Origin of the sequence: Pseudoalteromonas rubra (assembly GCF_005886805.2) — a bacterium.
GTDB lineage: Bacteria > Pseudomonadota > Gammaproteobacteria > Enterobacterales > Alteromonadaceae > Pseudoalteromonas > Pseudoalteromonas rubra_D.
This window is the reverse complement of the sequence record NZ_CP045430.1, coordinates 350830-367226: the sequence shown is the minus strand read 5'-3', so window position 1 is coordinate 367226 and position 16397 is coordinate 350830. Positions and strand designations below refer to the sequence as shown.

Here is a 16397-nt window from a genome sequence, read left to right as displayed (position 1 = left end):
GTGTGCAACTGCATGAAAAGTAGATGGTTTAGACACCTTGGGCTGTCAGTGCAAGTTACTAAGCTGGTGAGTGCGGCGTAATCATGTGTTGGAAAATTAATGAAGATACTTAAGTTAGCTGCTGTTGTTTTGATCTCATTTTTTGTTGCCGCCTGTGGATTTTTTAAGAAAGAGGCGATTGCTTGTGAACTCATAGGCAGTACCCACTTTAGTGAAGTATCACCCAATTTGCATATTGATCAAAGCATCGATAGCCAGCAACAAGTGAACCTGGCTCATGCTATCCAGACTGCTGTAGAAAGAGTGTCCCATGTTTATGGTACACCTACTTCTGACCCCAGAATAATCGCGACCGCAGAAACCAAATATGCAAAATTTGGGTTTAACCCGACAGGCATGCAAAGCACAGGTTTCTTCAGAGAATGTATCTTTCTGGGCCCAAAGGGGCTCAATGCTGATGTTGTCGCCCATGAGCTTGTCCATGCAGAAGTCAGACACAGAACAAACCTGTTTGTTGAGCTCACTCAGTTACCTGCCTGGTTTATTGAAGGGACAGGGATCCTGGTAGATTATCGTGCTCCGTTTTTAGCACAAAACATCGACCTGAAACATGATGAACTCGCTGAGATTAAGTCGGTGTTTTATCTCAGTGACTTCCCAAACACTCAGGTTGAGTACTACCAGGCATCGCTTATGGCCGTTAAACCGATGAATCCAAAGACTATGTACAGTGGCTTAGAAAGATTGAATAATGGAGAACAATTTGAGGACGTTTTTAACGAACTCTTTTAATAATTACTTAGCTTTGAAGCGCCACTTTCCTCAGTACCTAAATGGAATTGCGCCGAGGCCATTTAGAGTCGAGAGTTTATGTTAAAAGCGTTACCAGAAAAGTATTATCTTACCCACTTCTATGAATTGCAGGAATTTATCACAAAAACCAGTGTTCATTTGTTAACACCATCACAGCAGGCGCTGTTCTCAGAGCTGCGCATGCTTGATGAGAATTGCCTGTGTTTGCTGCTGCGTATTATTAATCGTAAGCGGGTATTTGTCACCAGAGCTCAGCTGAACTATGCAGAAATTAAGGATACGGATGCAGCACTGAGAGACTTGCAGAACAAGGGGTTGATTAGTACAGCGCAAACGGGCGATACCAGTGTACTGCTGAATGAGCTGACGAAAGAGCAGTTGCAGAGCATTGTCGCCGAGCTGGCATCATCAGGAAATATAATGGGTGCTGCTCCGACTAAATCTGCAAAAAAAGCGCTATGGATAGAGTTCGTCCAGACACTGAGTTCAAGTTTTGATCTGACTGGTACATCGGTGTTTGAAGCGCACCTGTGTGCACCAATTAAAGTGGATTTTGAATACTGGTTGTTTCTGTTTTTTGGCAAGCTCGGAGGCACTTTACAACAGTTTTCATTACGTGATCTGGGTGTTATGCAAACACGTGAAGGCATCTCGACGGGCAACGCACATTTCTCTGAACTGGCAGAGGCGCAAAGCGCTTATTTTTATCTAAGCCAATGTAAAGGCCTGAATAATTTAGACATAGAGGGTAAGGCGCTGTTGGCTGAGCAGATCTGCCAAGCGCAGGTGCCAGCTGCTGAGGGGCTAATGGCCCATGCCAGGCGAGATGATCTGACACACAAGCTGGCTTGTCAGCTGGAGCCAGATAAACCTGAGCTCGCAATGGCCATGCTTGCGCTCAGTAACCATCCAAAGTCTCAAGAAAAGTATATTCGTGCCTTATATGCCGCTGGGGAACATGATGCTTGCCGGACTCAGCTGGAAGCGGTGCTGTCCTGTCCTCAAAATGAAGAGTTGCTGTTATTTGCCGAAGATTTCTCGGCGCTGAAGTTTACCACCAAGCGTACCTCTGTACTGACAGATATGCTGCGCCAAAGTGGCCCACCTATCGCACTCGATGAGGCCTATGTCGGGTATCCTGAACAAGGGGCAATTGCCTGGTATCACCGCCAGGGCAGCAGAGCTTACCACGGTGAAAACCAATTCTGGCGCATGCTATTTGTTTTAGCCTTCTGGCCTGTGCTTTATGAATCTACAGCCAGTGCGGCAAGTAATGAATTTGATTTAACGCCGCGAAGTTTGAAATATAATCAGTTTTATGAGGTACATAGCGAGGAGATTGAGCAGATCCTAGGCACAATCTTGGATAACCAGAGTTTATTCGATTGGCTGCTGCGTCAGGCCACTGCGCACTTTGGTAAGCCGAACAGGTTGGTCTTTTGGCATCGCTCAACACTGGACCTCGTGTTGATGGTGGCCCGGATTATTCCTGTCGCTGCACTCAAAACACATCTGCTCGCAATGTGTAAAGATTTTAAAATGCTCAGGGATGGTTATCCGGATCTGATCTGTATTAATGGCGATGATGTCTCATTTGTTGAGATCAAAGCACCTGGAGATAGCCTCAGACGCAATCAGCTGGTGACAATAAGGCGGCTCATGGAGTCCGGGTTTAAGGTGGATATTCAGCAAGTTTGCTGGCAGATAGCACCACAACAGGCTTATGTCGTGATCGACGTTGAAACCACTGGAGGTAAGAAAGAGTTTGACCGTATTACCGAAATTGCGATGGTGAAGGTCGTTGATGGTCAGGTCGTCGATCAATGGCAGAGTCTGGTTAATCCAACACGTCGGATCCCTAAATACATCACTGAATTAACGGGTATTAGTAACGAGATGGTTGCAAATGCGCCCCATTTTTCTGACCTTGCTAAGCAGGTAGATGACTTTATGCAGGATGCGATATTTGTGGCGCACAATGTGAATTTTGATATGGGCTTTATTAAAGCGGAATTTGCCCGTCTTGAACAATCCTTTCAAAAGCCTAAGTTGTGCACTGTTCAGCAGGCCAGGAAGTGGTTGCCGGGGCTGAAATCATACGCATTAAATAAAGTCTGTGCTGAACTGGGGATTTCGCTGACCCAGCATCACAGAGCCATGGCCGACGCGCGGGCAACGGCAGAGTTATTTGTGATGATTAACGCTCAACGGCTTGCTCAGCAACAGCAGTCTTCATAACTAAAGGCGTGGAGGGGATGCTTGTTTAAGATGTTTCGTGTACATTTCTCGCCATGTTCTGAGTGAGCTGTCGCTAGCATGTATAAAAAGTATTTTGTGTATTCTTTATTGCAGGTGTCCTGGGGGTTGTCTGCAATACTGATTGTATTCGCCATTACGCCCAGTTTGATTGCGCTGTCCTTACCAGCCTGGTCTATCCCTGTGTATCTGTTGCTCTCCAGTGCCATCGCATTTGCAGTGTATGGAAGAGACAAAGCGTTGTCTAAAAAAGGCACAGAGCGCATTTCGGAACGTGTGCTTTTAATCGTGTCTGCCAGCGCATTACACATGGCGACTTTGCAGATCATGTCGGTTTTAAGGCATAAAACCATCAAGCTTCCATTTTTACTAAAGTTACTGACTCTGCATCTGCTTCAGGTGATTGTTTTTGTGTGTGTGCTGATCAGCTATTTGATGTAAAGACAAGCGCTGAATTGAATCTGTCTGGGGTCAGGAGAGGAGAGTAACAGGCAAAAGCCTGTCACCAGTTGATCAATTGAGTTTTAAGTCAAAGTCGTAGTCCAGCTCGTCCATTAAAGACCAGCGATGCTGTTTGTTTTGGGTTCCTTTTCCGAGGATCCAGTAGTTATAGCTTTTATCTATTTGTCCCTGGCTTTTCTGTATGGTCAGCCAGGCATCAACATAACTCAGGATATCTAGGTTGCGTTTCGCAACAGCAAAGCCCACCGGGTATTTCAGCTGAGCCCCTTTAGGCACGACCACACCAAATTCGGGGTAGAACATGCTCCAGGCAAATCCCGCCTCTGCGCTGATCACCATGGCATCGAACTGTCCGTCAGACTCGAAGAAGGCCTGGTGGTTAGATAGTGCAGATACCCGAATATGCGGATATTTTCTTGCTAAATCCTGCATTAATGGGGTGTACTCAACGTGTGCAAGACGCAGTCCATTGTAATTTATTACCTGCTCTCGGGTTGCCAGCTGTTTAAGCCGGTGGTCTTTGGCAATTAGTGCCAACTGCAGTTCCAGGACAGGATCACTAAATCTGATCTGGCTGAGATCCGCCACGTTGATTTCAAGCCCCGACATAGCAATGTCAAAGAATCCTTTGTTCAGATATTCTGCAAGCTGGGCTTTTTTAAAGGGAATAAACTCAACTTTGACATTCAGATCTGCCGCCAGTTTGTGTGCCAGACTGATATCAAATCCGACTAGTTCACCTTTTTGATTGAAATAACTGAATGGAACGTTATCGACCAGGTAACCCACTCTCAGTAAATTCCGTTTTTTGATCACCTCTATGTTCGTCAAAGATAGCTCGCCGCTTTGATAGGCTTTAGGCACATGATTAAGTACTTCCGCGGGAACCCGATCAGAGACCACCATATTGGCAATGATCTCATCCGCTGCCTGAGTATCACGGGCCAGATGGTTATTGGCTGTGAAGCTCAGCAGCATAAAAGCGGGTAGCAGGGCGCTGAGCAAAGTCAGGTAATACAGGGAGCGTATCCGCTTTAAATGTAGCTGACGCTTAGTATAAAAGATGCTCAGTAGCACAAACGAAAAGATGTAAATCACAGTTGTTGGCGACACTATTTTAGCCGTCAGCACTGACATCGATAGATAGAGCTGATAACTGTCTGCCGGAATTTTCAGGCTGTCCAGCAGGTAAGGGATGGCGATATGTACGTTTGCAAAATAGCTCAGCATGGCAGACAGCGTAACGTTGGGGATCTGTTCCAGGGTAACCGGGCTGCCGGTAAGCCAGGCTGCAAAGGTAACAAACATCAAGGTTGTGAGCTTGCCTAGACTCGGAAAAGTATAGGCAATGGGCACCAGCACCTCTGCAATGTGATCTGACTCTTCATCACTGCGCTTTATTTTTGCCAAGTGCGCTTTTATCCCTTCAGTGATCACCGGAAGGACAATAAATACATTGCCCGTACTGAATGCGGTGATCCAGGCATTGCGCATCACCATAATGAGGTCGCGATACTTTACCGGGGTTAGCGCCGCGACTAGCATAGGCAGCAAGGCAAACATCAGATAAACACCCAGACAAGTGACCAGGACCAGATAAATCTGCAAGTTGTTTAGCTCTTCCATGCTGATTGTGCCGGCAGTGCTGGCGGTCATCGCAAAGATCCCGATAGGAAAGAGTTTGATGATTTTCTTTGAGATTAAGGACAGCCCTTGCCCAACAACTTCTAACACATCCAGTAGGTTGTTCTTTTTCCCGTTGGAAATTAATGACAGCCCCAGTGCAATACAGAATATGACCAGTGCTGGCACATTGCCTTCAGCCATAGAAGCAAAAGGGTTAGCAGGAATGTACTGGCTGACAAAGTCAACGTCGGGGGCACTGGCGACCAATGCAGGAGAGAAAAAAGTGCCCGCATCATGGCTGGGTAAGGTAAGCGAAAACGCCCAGATAGCAGCCAGACCAACCAGCCAAAGGCTGATCATGACTGTGGTCGCCTTAATTAAAATAGACTTAACCTGATCCGGGTTAAATTTGCCCAGGCCGACCACCAGGCTGACGACGATGTAAGGGAAAATGGTGATCTGCATGAGTTTGACAAACCCTTCGCCGAGTGGCTTTAAAAATGCCACCCGTTCACCAAAAATAAGGCCACACACAATACCTAATAACAATGCCCAGAGCATCCAGTTAATGCTCCTTAACCAATCGATAATGAGTTTCATAATCCCCATGTGCGCAATAAAAAAGAGCGAGATTATATTGAGGTTAGCTGAAATTAATCTGAATGCTTCACTGACATCTGGGGATTTTGCAATTGTAATACCAATTTGCTTAATTAAGTGTTCTATTTTGAGGCGAGAAAATATAGTCGATAACCAGGCAAAAATTTTGCTATTTAGTTGTTCTAAATGAGAAATTTTTAACGCTGTTAGCGTCATATTCGCTCCTTCAAATAGACCAGGTATTAAGTGAAATTGGTATAACTGGCTGAGGAGCACAATGCTTTAGGCTGGACCTCTGTGACCTCGTCTTTGAGGAGAGGGCTAAAAAAGCATGTTGTATAAGTCTAAACTTCGATAAACAAAGGCTTCGGCTGTGTGCTCGCATGATTACGAGCACTTTTTACTTACGCCCAGTCTGACAGAAAGTCTAACCTTACTGGATTACAGCTGATAATCCTCGCCATTTTTGGCGCGATAGCATTTACGGTCTTGCTGTGTGACTAAGGCATATTGCACGCCGGAAACAAAGCTCATCCACATACGGCTGCCTGCTTCACCTTCTCCGGTTACGGCACTGAGGGGGGTTTCGTACTGAACATCATTCAGATGAGCTCGGTCATAATGGCGAGGCTCACAGCCAGTGTCAAAACTCAGTTCTATATGCATGCCGTCTGATTTTTTCAGCAACAGTGCACTGGGAGATTCACGATGACCGCATAAAGCAACGAATTGCTTAGAGTTTTTGAGACCACAATGTTGGCCATCGGCAAAGAACACCATTAAATGGTTGTAGTAAACGACGTAAGAGCTTACTTCTTTATGAGAGCCGAATTCTAAAGGACAATGCTGATCCAGATACTGTTTTGCAACGGTCAGCTTTTGACATTCTGTGCTGATGTTTTCTAATTCTGTTTGCTGAATTTGTGCTTTCATGTGTGTATTCCCAGTTACCAATGTTACCCGATATAAGCTTGCCTGTGTGCGGTGACGGCTTAATTGCCGGTCAAATCACCTGTTGTCGTCACAAGGCAAAATATCGCTACTATTATTAATTACCTGCTTAGTCCCGGTGGGGCGCAGAAGCTTCTGTTGACAAATTCAGTGTATGAAAAAAAATCGATAAATTTCACAAAAAGAATTTTACAGTGTAAATTTTACAAAAACTGGTCTGACCATACGCTGTGGCATAGTAGTGAGGTATAGCGTTCAGACACTTTACAGACGTAAACAGGAATGAAGCGGTGAAAAAAAATTCAGAACTCATGAGAAAGTCACACTTTCTGGGCACCAAAATTCGTAATTTACGCAAGCGAAACCATTTAACCCTGGAGGATTTATCTGCCCGATGTGTCCGCTTTGATCCACAATCAGCGCCATCGGTATCCTATCTGTCCATGATCGAGCGAGGTAAACGCACGCCCAGCAGTGATATGCTTGAGAATCTGGCTGAAGTATTTCAGAAGCCGGTAGAGTGGTTTTTGGACAATGAGCCGGAAGTAAATGAAATTACTCCACAAAAAGGTCGCCATGGTGGGATCAGTGGCATGGCATTAGAGCCTAACTTTCTATTCGACAATGAAATCTTGCAAATAGCCATTCCAGAAATGTTGTCTCAGACAGGGATCAGTGGACGTCAGTTTGCTCATCTGTTGATTCGGGCTCATCAGGAACACCACCAGAATCATTTTCCGGACCTTGAACGTGCCGCAGAAGAAGTCGGCGGCAAAGATCTCTATCTGAATGCAGAAACCCTGCTGAGCATGCTCAAAGCACAAGGGCTCGTGGTGCACTGGTTTGATGAAGCGCCAGGAGAGGTTATCGATGAAAGTGGACACATGTTTCAGCGTGTCATTACCTCTTACTTTGCGCCGCCGAATGAGGTGCATGTCAATCGCATGTTGCTGCAAAACCAGCCCAGACTTAAATACGATTTGGCCGTACATCTGGGGCATGCGGTGTTACACAACAGAGATGGACTGCAATGTGTGCTTGGTTCTGGAGGAGTGAGCGGTGGGACCAATGCGGATGAGTCTGCACCAAATGCGCAGGATATCCTCTCTGCATGGCATGATTTTGAGTCCAGCTTTTTTGCCGGTGCATTGCTGTGCCCGAAAGTAGCTTATCGACAGTTGTTAGATTCTTATGGTTATGAGACGCACATACATCAGGCGCTGGGGATCTCTCCCTCGGTAGCAATGCGCAGGATGACCGTTGCTTCGCCTTACCCACATTGGCATTATTTTGATGCCTATTTACCTGGCAAACTGAAAGCGGTATATCGCGGCAATGGTATCCCTTTGCCCTGGGGAAATATGCGTAGCGTCGCAGATCCATGTCAACACTGGGCTGTGTTTCGTAAATTTCAGGAGCAAGCTATGCAAGCCAGCGCGCAACTGTCGGTGCTCAATGTAAACAATCAACCCCGGCTTTATTGCTGTGAGTCTATCAAGGTAAATGATGTGGCGGATAATCCACATGTGCTTTGCGCCGGAATAGACTTAAATCCGGCGATCGCAGCACAGGGGCTGGATGCGAATGAAGTGGTACAAGAGTTACAGGCACTGTGTATTAAGCAGGGTGGTGCGAGTGTGGTACCCTGGCATTTGAAAAAACAATTACAAAGTGTAGCGAAAATATTAAATATCAACTGGATAGAGCGGGGGATAGCGAATGATGTACGTGTGATTTGTACGCGCGGTAAAGCTTGCCCCCGACAACCTGGTTGCTATGACTAGCGGATAGAGATAGCAATCTCTACTTCATCACTTTGGTGATAGATTTCTATATCCTGGTGGTAGGCACGTTGATATGGGCAGTCACTTTGCTCGAAGTAGCGCCAGACAAGCTCCCACAGGCGAATGACTGTTTGCGGCATGTCGCCCTGGGCTGCAAAACTCAGGTATCGTCCGCCATCTAGTTGCTGGATTTGCAGTGTTTTATCTGTATCTGCATGTGCCATCAATACAGATGCATCGCAGGCAACCATAGCGTCGAAGTCTCCATGATGATCTGACTCATAGCCTGAATAGATGCCATAGAGTGTGCTGCCTTCATGTAATAAAGGGGTATATTTTTGACTAAATGTTTGCCAAAGCTGGGCTATTTGACCTTCTCCTTCGGTCTGCTCGTGATGATTATTGGTGCGGGTGCTGATCCCCACTATTTGGCGTGAATTGAACGTTTTAACTTCCATTAGATTCCCTGGTTACTCGTCGTATGTCGCGAAAATTGCTTTACTCCGAATATCTGTCCCTGTCTTCTGATACAGTCACCCATTTAGCATGACTATTAGCCTTTCCCAAGAGAGGCGGAGAGTGCAATTTAAACCAATCCACATAATGAAATAACCAATTTTGGCCAAGGCACTCTTTGTGATAACCGGGTAAAAAAGTGGCGAATCCAGGCTTGTAAGACAAGTTAAAACTGAGACGCTTTTACACAGTGATCAGCAGATTTAATCCCTCATATTGGTCGCACATTAAGATAGATTAGTATTATATGTATATTTAATAGTCACTTAGACTATTAATAAGGCGGTCGAATAGTAACATAGTGTGGGTTTTAGGCAAGCCACTGGGAAATAAAATATCCATAATGATAATTTGATCAGGGACCGCAAGAGTCCCCATAGTGATGATTTTGTCACTCAATACTATTGACCACGCCAATCCCAGTCCGGATAAAAAACGCCGTTCACCGTTGCATTGTGACCTGAGATGATAGAGTTTGGCTTGTCAACGGGCTGCCACCCGGTCGCTGAAGAGTGCTCCAGCTCGAACACCACATTACCCCACAGTCTGTAGGGTCCTGTGATGTTCGATTGTCTATATGCGGCGAACAAAGTTTGACCACCCATCATGATTTCTTTAACCGAGCTTTGGTTGTTCACTTCAGCCACGCCTTTGCTCCAGATTTTAAGAAGGGTAATGCTGGATTGGTTGTCACCCAGAAAATAGCCGTTACCTGACACTTCGACATCATCAAATTGATTACTGCTGGTTGAGCGGGCCATGGAGGTATCGGTGACGTTCAATGCTACCTGACGATTGCCCTCCATGAGGTTTGCCGCTGAACTTCCGGATACCTTCAACTGTAACCTTTTGTGGTTTTTCACATAAAGCGTGCTGTTTTCATCTGCAAGGAAGGGGTAAAAAGGGGCTTTGGGGTCAAAAATATGCGGTGTTTTAAGGCCATCTATTGTGACGGTTGCATTGGCGTCAACGTGCAATGACAGCGCGTTTTCAGGTGTGTCGATTGCAAAATTACTGAGTGTGGATACCGCTGATTTGATGCGTATTGCGCTTTGCTGTTCATCGCTGTCGCTGAGCTTGACCGACGCTGTCTGCTGATCCAGACCCGTTAGTGTGATCCCATCACGTTCGATGAGAATTGGCCCCATGCACTGACCCGAAAATTCGACTGTCATGTCAAATGACAGGGCGTGAAGGTAATCGAGCATACGGCTGAGTGCCAGCGGATCATGTTCACACTTTACGGTGACGGTGTGATGGGTGCCACTGAGTGCCAGTTCTGGGGTATTTTCCGCGTTGATTGGATGTGCTGTAATGGTGCACGCACTGAGAAACAACGGGATCATAGCTCGGGTAAGTGTATTTATTGGGGTCATTCCTGTGGCCTTACATGTTGTTTTAATGAAAATAAAATGTAGCGCCGGTGATGTGGATGGTCAATTGTTTTGACTAATTTATTTGGCAAAGAGACATTGGTAACTAATAGTTAGGAAATCTTATTCATTAAATCAATAGTCTATGCCGGGCCTTTTGACCCGGCATCAGGGCTTAGTTCATCAGTTGGCGGATGAACTTAACAGGCGCACTGCCGTAGCTGAGAAATTCTTCATGGAAAGCTTTGAGATTAAAGTCCTTACCTAATTGTTTCTTTTGCTCATCGCGCAGGTCGTAAATTTCGCGGAATCCGCTGTAATAACTGGTAAGCTGAACCTGACTGAGCGTTGCCCGGCGCCATTTTCCCTCGGCTTCGGCTCGTTCCTGGAACGCACCGTTCATAAGCAGATCCAGACCTGCCTCTTTGCTGATCCCTTTAACCTGAATGCCATAATCCAGGATAGTATTACAGATAACACGCAGGTTCCATTTGTAGTACATGAGCCACATTTCTGGCTCGAAATCACCGTACCCTTCTTCCAGCATCATGCGTTCTGTATACACAGCCCAGCCTTCAACCATGGCACCATTGCCAAAGATGCTTTTCACCAGTGATGGAGAAGTATTGGAGTAAACCAGCTGGGTGTAGTGACCTGGAACTGCTTCATGAATATTCAGAATTTGTAAAATCCAGTGATTGTACTCACGTAGCATTGAGCCAGCCTGCTCATCCGTCAGTCCATCCAGAGGCTCCACGTTATAGTAGGTGTTCTCTTTTTTCTCGTAAGGTCCCGGTGCAGAAATCGACGCCAGCGCAAAGCCGCGCATATAATCCGGTGTCTGGCGCACAACCAGCGGTTTTTCAGGATCCAATGTCAGTAAGTCTTTTTCCATCACAAAGCGTTCCAGTTCAGGGATCTGGCGCTTGATTTCGTTAACAAACTGAGACTTCTCGACATGGCGCTGAGACAGGTGTTTGATTAGCGTAGCTATGGCTTCGGCATCATTTTCGGGGCGTGTTGTATTCGGAAAATACTTGGGCCAAAGTTGCTCGGTTAACTTGATCATTTGTGCTGTTACGCGGGCTTTGTCTGCAAGTGCCTTTTGGTACATTTGCTTGGCGGTATAACCCGACTGAATATCAAACGCAAATTTCTCTTCGTAGAGTTCCTCACCGATCCGGAAGCTTCGGGCTTTGCCAGTTGATTGCATCTTTTTCTCAACCGCAGTCAGAAAATCGATGTAGCCATGGATGGCTGTTTTGGCATTCGCAAAGCGTTGTTTGAATTCTGCTTTTTCTGTTTCGCTAAAGGTGCTCAGCGCATCGACCCGGGTCAATAAGTCGTCTGTTAAAACACTAAATGCCCCATTATTTTGCTGGATACCGAGCTGGGTATATTCCAACGTCGGATCCTTGATATTTGCTTGTGCAGCGCGATAGTACCCAGGTACATAATTGAGTCGATTAAAGACCAGACGAAGTTTCTCATCTTCAGACTTAAAGCGGCTGTTCAGAATGGTCGCGAAGCCGTACGAGACATTGTAGCGACTGGGGTTCCATTGCCAGCTTTTGAACTTTTCGATTTCCCAGCGGGTACTTTTGAGTCTGTTTTCTATCAGGTGATAGTCAATTTTCAGGCTGGCACTGAGCTTTGTTACGTCAAAAGCGTGTAGTTTTGCCAGCTGCGTATCTATAAAGGCCAGGCTGGCTGCGCGGCTCGCAGCATCCGGGATGGTGATGACATCATCATATTTGCCATAGCCATAGTACATGGATTGTTCGGGATACTGTTGCCAGAATTGTTCAATAAACTGCTCTGAGAATGTTTTGAAAGCGGTTTCATTGGTTTGTTGACTGGATACTGAACTGGCTTGCTTGGCATCTGTTTGAGTCGTTGTCTGAGCACAACCAGCCAGTGCAAAAATGGCTGCCAGAGAAAGGCTGAGCGCCGTTTTTTTCATTCGCTTGTTCCTTTATTGTGATTTTCCATATCATAACAAGATTTCGCATTTTTTGCCTGCTCAGGGCTGTCTATGAGTACTGCCCCGTTGCCCGCCTGGGCTACCATATCGTCCGGGTTATATATCGGACAGCGGCTCATAGATAAGCAACCACAGCCAATACAGCCGTCAATCATGCTGCGAACTCGCTGCATATAAGCAATCTTTTCATCTAGTTGGGTGCGCCAAATGCTGGACATTCTGGTCCAGTCATCTTTACTAGGTGTGTCGCTGTGGGGCAAAGACATTAAGGTTTGTTTGATTTCAGCCAGCGTGATGCCCATTTTCTGGCCAGCTTTAATAATGGCGATACGTCGCAAAACATCTTTTTTGTAACGCCTTTGATTGCCGTTATTACGCCAGCTGCGGATCAGCCCTTTGTTTTCGTAAAAATGAAGTGCAGAGACGGCAACATCTGCACGCTTAGCGACTTGCCCAACGCTGAGTCTGGGCTCATCTCGTTCCGGTGTATCGATTACGCTCATTTGAATGCTTTACCTCAATCTTAGTTGAGGTTTTAGACTAGCAGCAAATAACACAAAGGAGAACCGCGATGACGTCCATTATTCTTTATTCAAGCTCAAACAAGCAGGGCAATACTGCACAGTCGGTGCGAGCACTGGCGCAACAATTACAAGCCGATGCTTTGTACCTGGATGATTATGAAATACACGATTATTGCTATAATCACACCAATAAAAGCGATGACTTTCGTTCATTGTTTCGCACATTGCTGGACTATGATCACATTGTTTTTGCATCCCCTGTATATTGGTATGCCGTTACACCGAGAATGAAGGCATTTTTCGATCGCATAACCGATTTTATGGATGATGAAACACTGCGGCCTGAGCTGAGAAAGCTGCGTACCAAAGAATTCTCCATATTATCCAATTCGATTAATGACACAGCGCCTGCGTGTTTCACTGAGATGATCCAGAAAACCTGTGAGTATCTCGGGATGACCTGCCGTGACCGAATTCACCATCAATACCCTTATGAGGGGGACAAATAAAATAAGATTTTTTGGTTAAAAAATAGGCGTTAATTATTTCGCTAAACTAAACTGTTGTTGCTGTGGCATGGTGATGGGGTCGATCCTTGCTGTGCCAGAGTAAATATCAGTAACCGTCTAAACCAGGAACTACCATGAAGATATACAAGCTGCGCAACTGGCTTGTTATATTGTCTGTTTTCATACTTGCCTCCTGCCTGGGAGATGATGACGACAATAACAACACGCCAGATCAAACTGCACAAACCACTGAAATCAAAGTGAGCCCGGCATTGGGATTAACCAAAAATGCAAATGTCAGGCTCATTTTACTCGCCACTAACACGCCCATTGAAGGGGCTACGGGCAATACCGGAGAGACTGGTGTTGCTACCATTACATTGGCTTCTGCCATTACCGAGCCGTTTATTGTTGAGGTATTGGGTGGAGGCGATGCTGAGTACTTCGATGAAGCCAAAGGGGTTTTTCTGACCCTTGGCGCCGATACGACGCTTCGCGCCGTACTAAGCTCTTTCCAGTCTGAGGTAGGGGTGACAACACTCACCGAAATCGCCGCAACTGCTATTTTAAATACCGGCGCGACCAGCGCTGAGGCTATTAATCTTGTAAATGAACAGGTTCGTGTGGCATTGGCCCCGGCACTGACAGATATTACAATGCCTCCTCAACTAATTGATGCCGCCAGCGGGGTCACAGCGAGTAGTGATCAGGCCGGTATATATGCGGTCTCTTTGGCTGCACTAGCACAATTGGGCAGCTCTGCGAGTTCACCAGCGCTGGCAATTATTGATGCATTGCGTGCTGACTTTTTAGATCTCACCATAGATGGCAAGGTAGGCGATCAGGCTTTTGAATCTCCTTTGTATAATGCCAGTAATTTTATCAGTGAGTACACCAGTGCAATTCAGGCGTATGCACAGCAAGTGGGTTTAACCGACGACCTGAGTGCGACGTTTTCCCTGGATAACATCAAAAAAACTCTGGAAGGGTTGAGTGACATTTTTGCCAGTTTGGATCTTGGGTCTCTCGAATTGGATTTTGTTCCCGGTGGGTTATCACCTGGTTCCGGCGGAGATTCTGATGACGACGACGACAATGATGATAACAACGGCAATGACGGAGAAGGTAATACTTTAATTATTACTGGCTCTACGACTGTGGCGGGTGTTACGACCGGAATCAAAGAGATTAAAATTCGCAACGTACCTGCGCCTGATCCCAACGATCTCGAAACCATTAGAAAACAGATTGAAGACTCATTAGCTGAGCTAGAGGTGAACGACCTGGCGTTTGAGCTGGTGAGTAGCTCGGATACTGAGATTGTCGTTTCTGTGCGTTACTCTGTTACCACTCAGGGAGTCACTGTGACATCAGACCTTACTTACACCTGGACGCTGACCGGAAAAGACGATGACGACGATGATATGGATGATGATGTCATGTTGCCTGAAGTGCTCAAAGGTAAGGTGTTTGATATGGTGTTTATGCTTTCGGAAAGCGGCAGCAGCTATGCCGATGGGCAAAAAGTACGGTTCACATTCTCCAGTTCAGGCATGATGTTTATAGATACAGATCCAGAAGCCGGTAATGGTGACGAAATGTCGCTTGATGATGTCATGATGGAAGGCAGCGAATACGTTTATAAAGATGACGGGTTTATCTACAAAGTGTCGGTGACTGAAACGGGGCTGAATGAAATCAATCTGTTTACCATGGAAAATATGTTTCTTGGTTCGTTCACTATTGATGGGGGCGACGAAATTGCTAACCTTGAATTAGTCACCGCAAGAGCCGGGGAGTATAGAGTTGTAGGTGAAGGTCATTCACGCGGCACTGTGGTGATTGGCTCAGATGGGTCTATCGACTTTGATACAGGTATCAGCTTTGCCCAAAGTGATATTGTGATTATTTATGATCGCACTAATCTTGAGGAAGAGAAGCGTATACAGGTCAGTTACGGTGCGGATAATAACGAACCGTTAATTAACTTGTTCTTATCAGCAGATGGTAGCACCATCACCAGTATTCAATATCGTATCCTAAAAGATGAGGTAGATATTATGGTGACGGTTGAAGGTACCGTTACTGGTGGAGGCGGTGGTTAATCATGCAATCTGTGATAAAGCGGGTGAGGGCCCGCTTTATCTTTTTATGTGTTAGCCTGATTCAATACCAATTTCACTTAATACTTGGTCTATTTGAAGCAGCAAATAGGACGCTAACAGCGTTAAAAATTTCTTATTTAGAACAACTAAATAGCAAAATTTTTGCCTCGCCTACATGGATGTAGGTGCCTCAGCGATAGCAGGACGCGAGAGCGGTGTTTTCGACCCTATTTTCTCGCCTCAAAATAGATCACTTAATTAAGAAAATTGGTATAAACAGGCCGACTGTCTGGTGCGATTACCACTTAAACAGCTTACATCTTTGCTGGGTATTGCCCTGATAATTGGAAACTACAATAGGCCCAACTTTTGACTCGCGGATTGGATCAAAGCTAAATGTATTCATGTTAACGTCAATCGTCCCGTTGCTATCCAGCTTATAGGATACTTGCAACTTAGTGCTGCCGACTTCAAACAGGCTTAAAAACTCATTGTTCAGCAGGTACTGGTCAATGACTACGCCATTGTTTTCATCAATTGCATAATGGCCCAGGTTTTCGTTGAGTGTCAGCAAGCTGTAGTTGCGAACGTTTTTGCGTGCGCCTTCTCCGTAGGTGACTATCCAGTCTGCCTTGTTATCGACGGATGCGCCAACCTCAAGTGACATTGGAAATTGATAAAGCGTGCCGCGAGCCGGTGAGATCACTTCACACTGACCTTTGTAATACCCTTGCCATTGCTCAGCTGAAGCCTGGGCCGTTGTACTCAGCATTGCCAAAACCGAGAGTGCTAGAGAAGATTTAATCATCTTATTCATATTATTTTCCTTTTTGTTAGTGTGGTTTACCCATTCAAGGTAATTACATCTTTTTTAAGATGCAAGACGGTATGTAA

At 45.8% G+C, this 16397-nt stretch carries 13 protein-coding genes; 6 read left to right on the top strand and 7 right to left on the bottom strand.

Annotated elements, in window-relative coordinates; translation table 11 throughout:
• Nucleotides 1–99 precede the first annotated feature (99 nt).
• From CWC22_RS20845 to CWC22_RS20835, 3 genes are all read left to right on the top strand, one after another.
• The gene (locus tag CWC22_RS20845) at nt 100–792 is read left to right on the top strand and encodes a hypothetical protein (protein ID WP_138539118.1); all 693 of its coding nucleotides are present in this window, start codon (nt 100–102) and stop codon (nt 790–792) included.
• A 78-nt stretch (nt 793–870) separates the two neighbouring features.
• The gene (locus CWC22_RS20840; protein ID WP_138539119.1) at nt 871–3051 is read left to right on the top strand and encodes an exonuclease domain-containing protein; all 2181 of its coding nucleotides are present in this window, start codon (nt 871–873) and stop codon (nt 3049–3051) included.
• A 78-nt stretch (nt 3052–3129) separates the two neighbouring features.
• On the top strand, nt 3130–3510 hold the full coding sequence (locus CWC22_RS20835) for a DUF1294 domain-containing protein (RefSeq protein ID WP_125557432.1): 381 nt from the start codon (nt 3130–3132) through the stop codon (nt 3508–3510).
• A 72-nt stretch (nt 3511–3582) separates the two neighbouring features.
• Here CWC22_RS20835 and CWC22_RS20830 read toward each other — a convergent pair whose 3' ends face one another.
• Together CWC22_RS20830 and CWC22_RS20825 are read right to left on the bottom strand one after the other, a co-directional pair.
• Nucleotides 3583–5718 carry a cation:dicarboxylate symporter family transporter gene (locus tag CWC22_RS20830; RefSeq protein ID WP_171045123.1) on the bottom strand — a complete coding sequence of 712 codons (2136 nt, stop codon included), beginning with the start codon at nt 5716–5718 and terminating at the stop codon, nt 3583–3585.
• A gap of 480 nt (nt 5719–6198) precedes the next feature.
• Nucleotides 6199–6690, bottom strand: coding sequence for a malate synthase (locus CWC22_RS20825; protein ID WP_125557430.1), 492 nt, complete (start codon nt 6688–6690; stop codon nt 6199–6201).
• Nucleotides 6691–6998: 308 nt separating this feature from the next.
• Here CWC22_RS20825 and CWC22_RS20820 point away from each other — a divergent pair, with 308 nt between their 5' ends.
• The gene (locus tag CWC22_RS20820) at nt 6999–8492 is read left to right on the top strand and encodes a DUF3612 domain-containing protein (protein ID WP_125557428.1); all 1494 of its coding nucleotides are present in this window, start codon (nt 6999–7001) and stop codon (nt 8490–8492) included.
• Here CWC22_RS20820 and CWC22_RS20815 read toward each other — a convergent pair.
• The 4 genes from CWC22_RS20815 to soxR form a co-directional block, all read right to left on the bottom strand.
• Nucleotides 8489–8950: a GyrI-like domain-containing protein gene (locus CWC22_RS20815; protein WP_125557426.1), complete on the bottom strand. Its 462-nt coding sequence runs from the start codon at nt 8948–8950 to the stop codon at nt 8489–8491. The genes CWC22_RS20820 and CWC22_RS20815 overlap by 4 nt on opposite strands.
• A 459-nt stretch (nt 8951–9409) precedes the next feature.
• A complete protein-coding gene (locus CWC22_RS20810; protein ID WP_138539120.1) occupies nt 9410–10384 on the bottom strand; it encodes a hypothetical protein in 975 nt (324 codons plus the stop codon).
• A gap of 172 nt (nt 10385–10556) precedes the next feature.
• Nucleotides 10557–12344, bottom strand: coding sequence for a DUF885 domain-containing protein (locus tag CWC22_RS20805; protein WP_138539121.1), 1788 nt, complete (start codon nt 12342–12344; stop codon nt 10557–10559).
• A complete protein-coding gene (soxR, locus tag CWC22_RS20800; protein ID WP_010380658.1) occupies nt 12341–12868 on the bottom strand; it encodes a redox-sensitive transcriptional activator SoxR in 528 nt (175 codons plus the stop codon). The genes CWC22_RS20805 and soxR overlap by 4 nt, the downstream gene beginning before the upstream one ends.
• 68 nt (nt 12869–12936) lie before the next feature.
• Here soxR and CWC22_RS20795 point away from each other — a divergent pair, with 68 nt between their 5' ends.
• A complete protein-coding gene (locus CWC22_RS20795; protein WP_138539122.1) occupies nt 12937–13398 on the top strand; it encodes a flavodoxin family protein in 462 nt (153 codons plus the stop codon).
• 134 nt (nt 13399–13532) lie between these two features.
• Nucleotides 13533–15503, top strand: a complete 1971-nt coding sequence (locus CWC22_RS20790; protein ID WP_138539123.1) for a hypothetical protein — start codon at nt 13533–13535, stop codon at nt 15501–15503.
• 298 nt (nt 15504–15801) lie between these two features.
• On the opposite strand, the gene CWC22_RS20785 is transcribed toward CWC22_RS20790, so the two are convergent.
• Nucleotides 15802–16320, bottom strand: coding sequence for a hypothetical protein (locus tag CWC22_RS20785; protein ID WP_138539698.1), 519 nt, complete (start codon nt 16318–16320; stop codon nt 15802–15804).
• Between the last annotated feature and the right edge of the window lie 77 nt (nt 16321–16397).

Excerpts from the sequence above, each read along its gene's own strand:
- CWC22_RS20845 (WP_138539118.1), top strand. The coding sequence starts at position 100 with ATGAAGATACTTAAGTTAGCTGCTGTTGTTTTGATCTCATTTTTTGTT.
- CWC22_RS20840 (WP_138539119.1), top strand. The coding sequence starts at position 871 with ATGTTAAAAGCGTTACCAGAAAAGTATTATCTTACCCACTTCTATGAA.
- CWC22_RS20835 (WP_125557432.1), top strand. The coding sequence starts at position 3,130 with ATGTATAAAAAGTATTTTGTGTATTCTTTATTGCAGGTGTCCTGGGGG.
- CWC22_RS20830 (WP_171045123.1), bottom strand. The coding sequence starts at position 5,718 with ATGCTCTGGGCATTGTTATTAGGTATTGTGTGTGGCCTTATTTTTGGT.
- CWC22_RS20825 (WP_125557430.1), bottom strand. The coding sequence starts at position 6,690 with ATGAAAGCACAAATTCAGCAAACAGAATTAGAAAACATCAGCACAGAA.
- CWC22_RS20815 (WP_125557426.1), bottom strand. The coding sequence starts at position 8,950 with ATGGAAGTTAAAACGTTCAATTCACGCCAAATAGTGGGGATCAGCACC.
- CWC22_RS20810 (WP_138539120.1), bottom strand. The coding sequence starts at position 10,384 with ATGACCCCAATAAATACACTTACCCGAGCTATGATCCCGTTGTTTCTC.
- CWC22_RS20805 (WP_138539121.1), bottom strand. The coding sequence starts at position 12,344 with ATGAAAAAAACGGCGCTCAGCCTTTCTCTGGCAGCCATTTTTGCACTG.
- soxR (WP_010380658.1), bottom strand. The coding sequence starts at position 12,868 with ATGAGCGTAATCGATACACCGGAACGAGATGAGCCCAGACTCAGCGTT.
- CWC22_RS20795 (WP_138539122.1), top strand. The coding sequence starts at position 12,937 with ATGACGTCCATTATTCTTTATTCAAGCTCAAACAAGCAGGGCAATACT.
- CWC22_RS20790 (WP_138539123.1), top strand. The coding sequence starts at position 13,533 with ATGAAGATATACAAGCTGCGCAACTGGCTTGTTATATTGTCTGTTTTC.
- CWC22_RS20785 (WP_138539698.1), bottom strand. The coding sequence starts at position 16,320 with ATGAATAAGATGATTAAATCTTCTCTAGCACTCTCGGTTTTGGCAATG.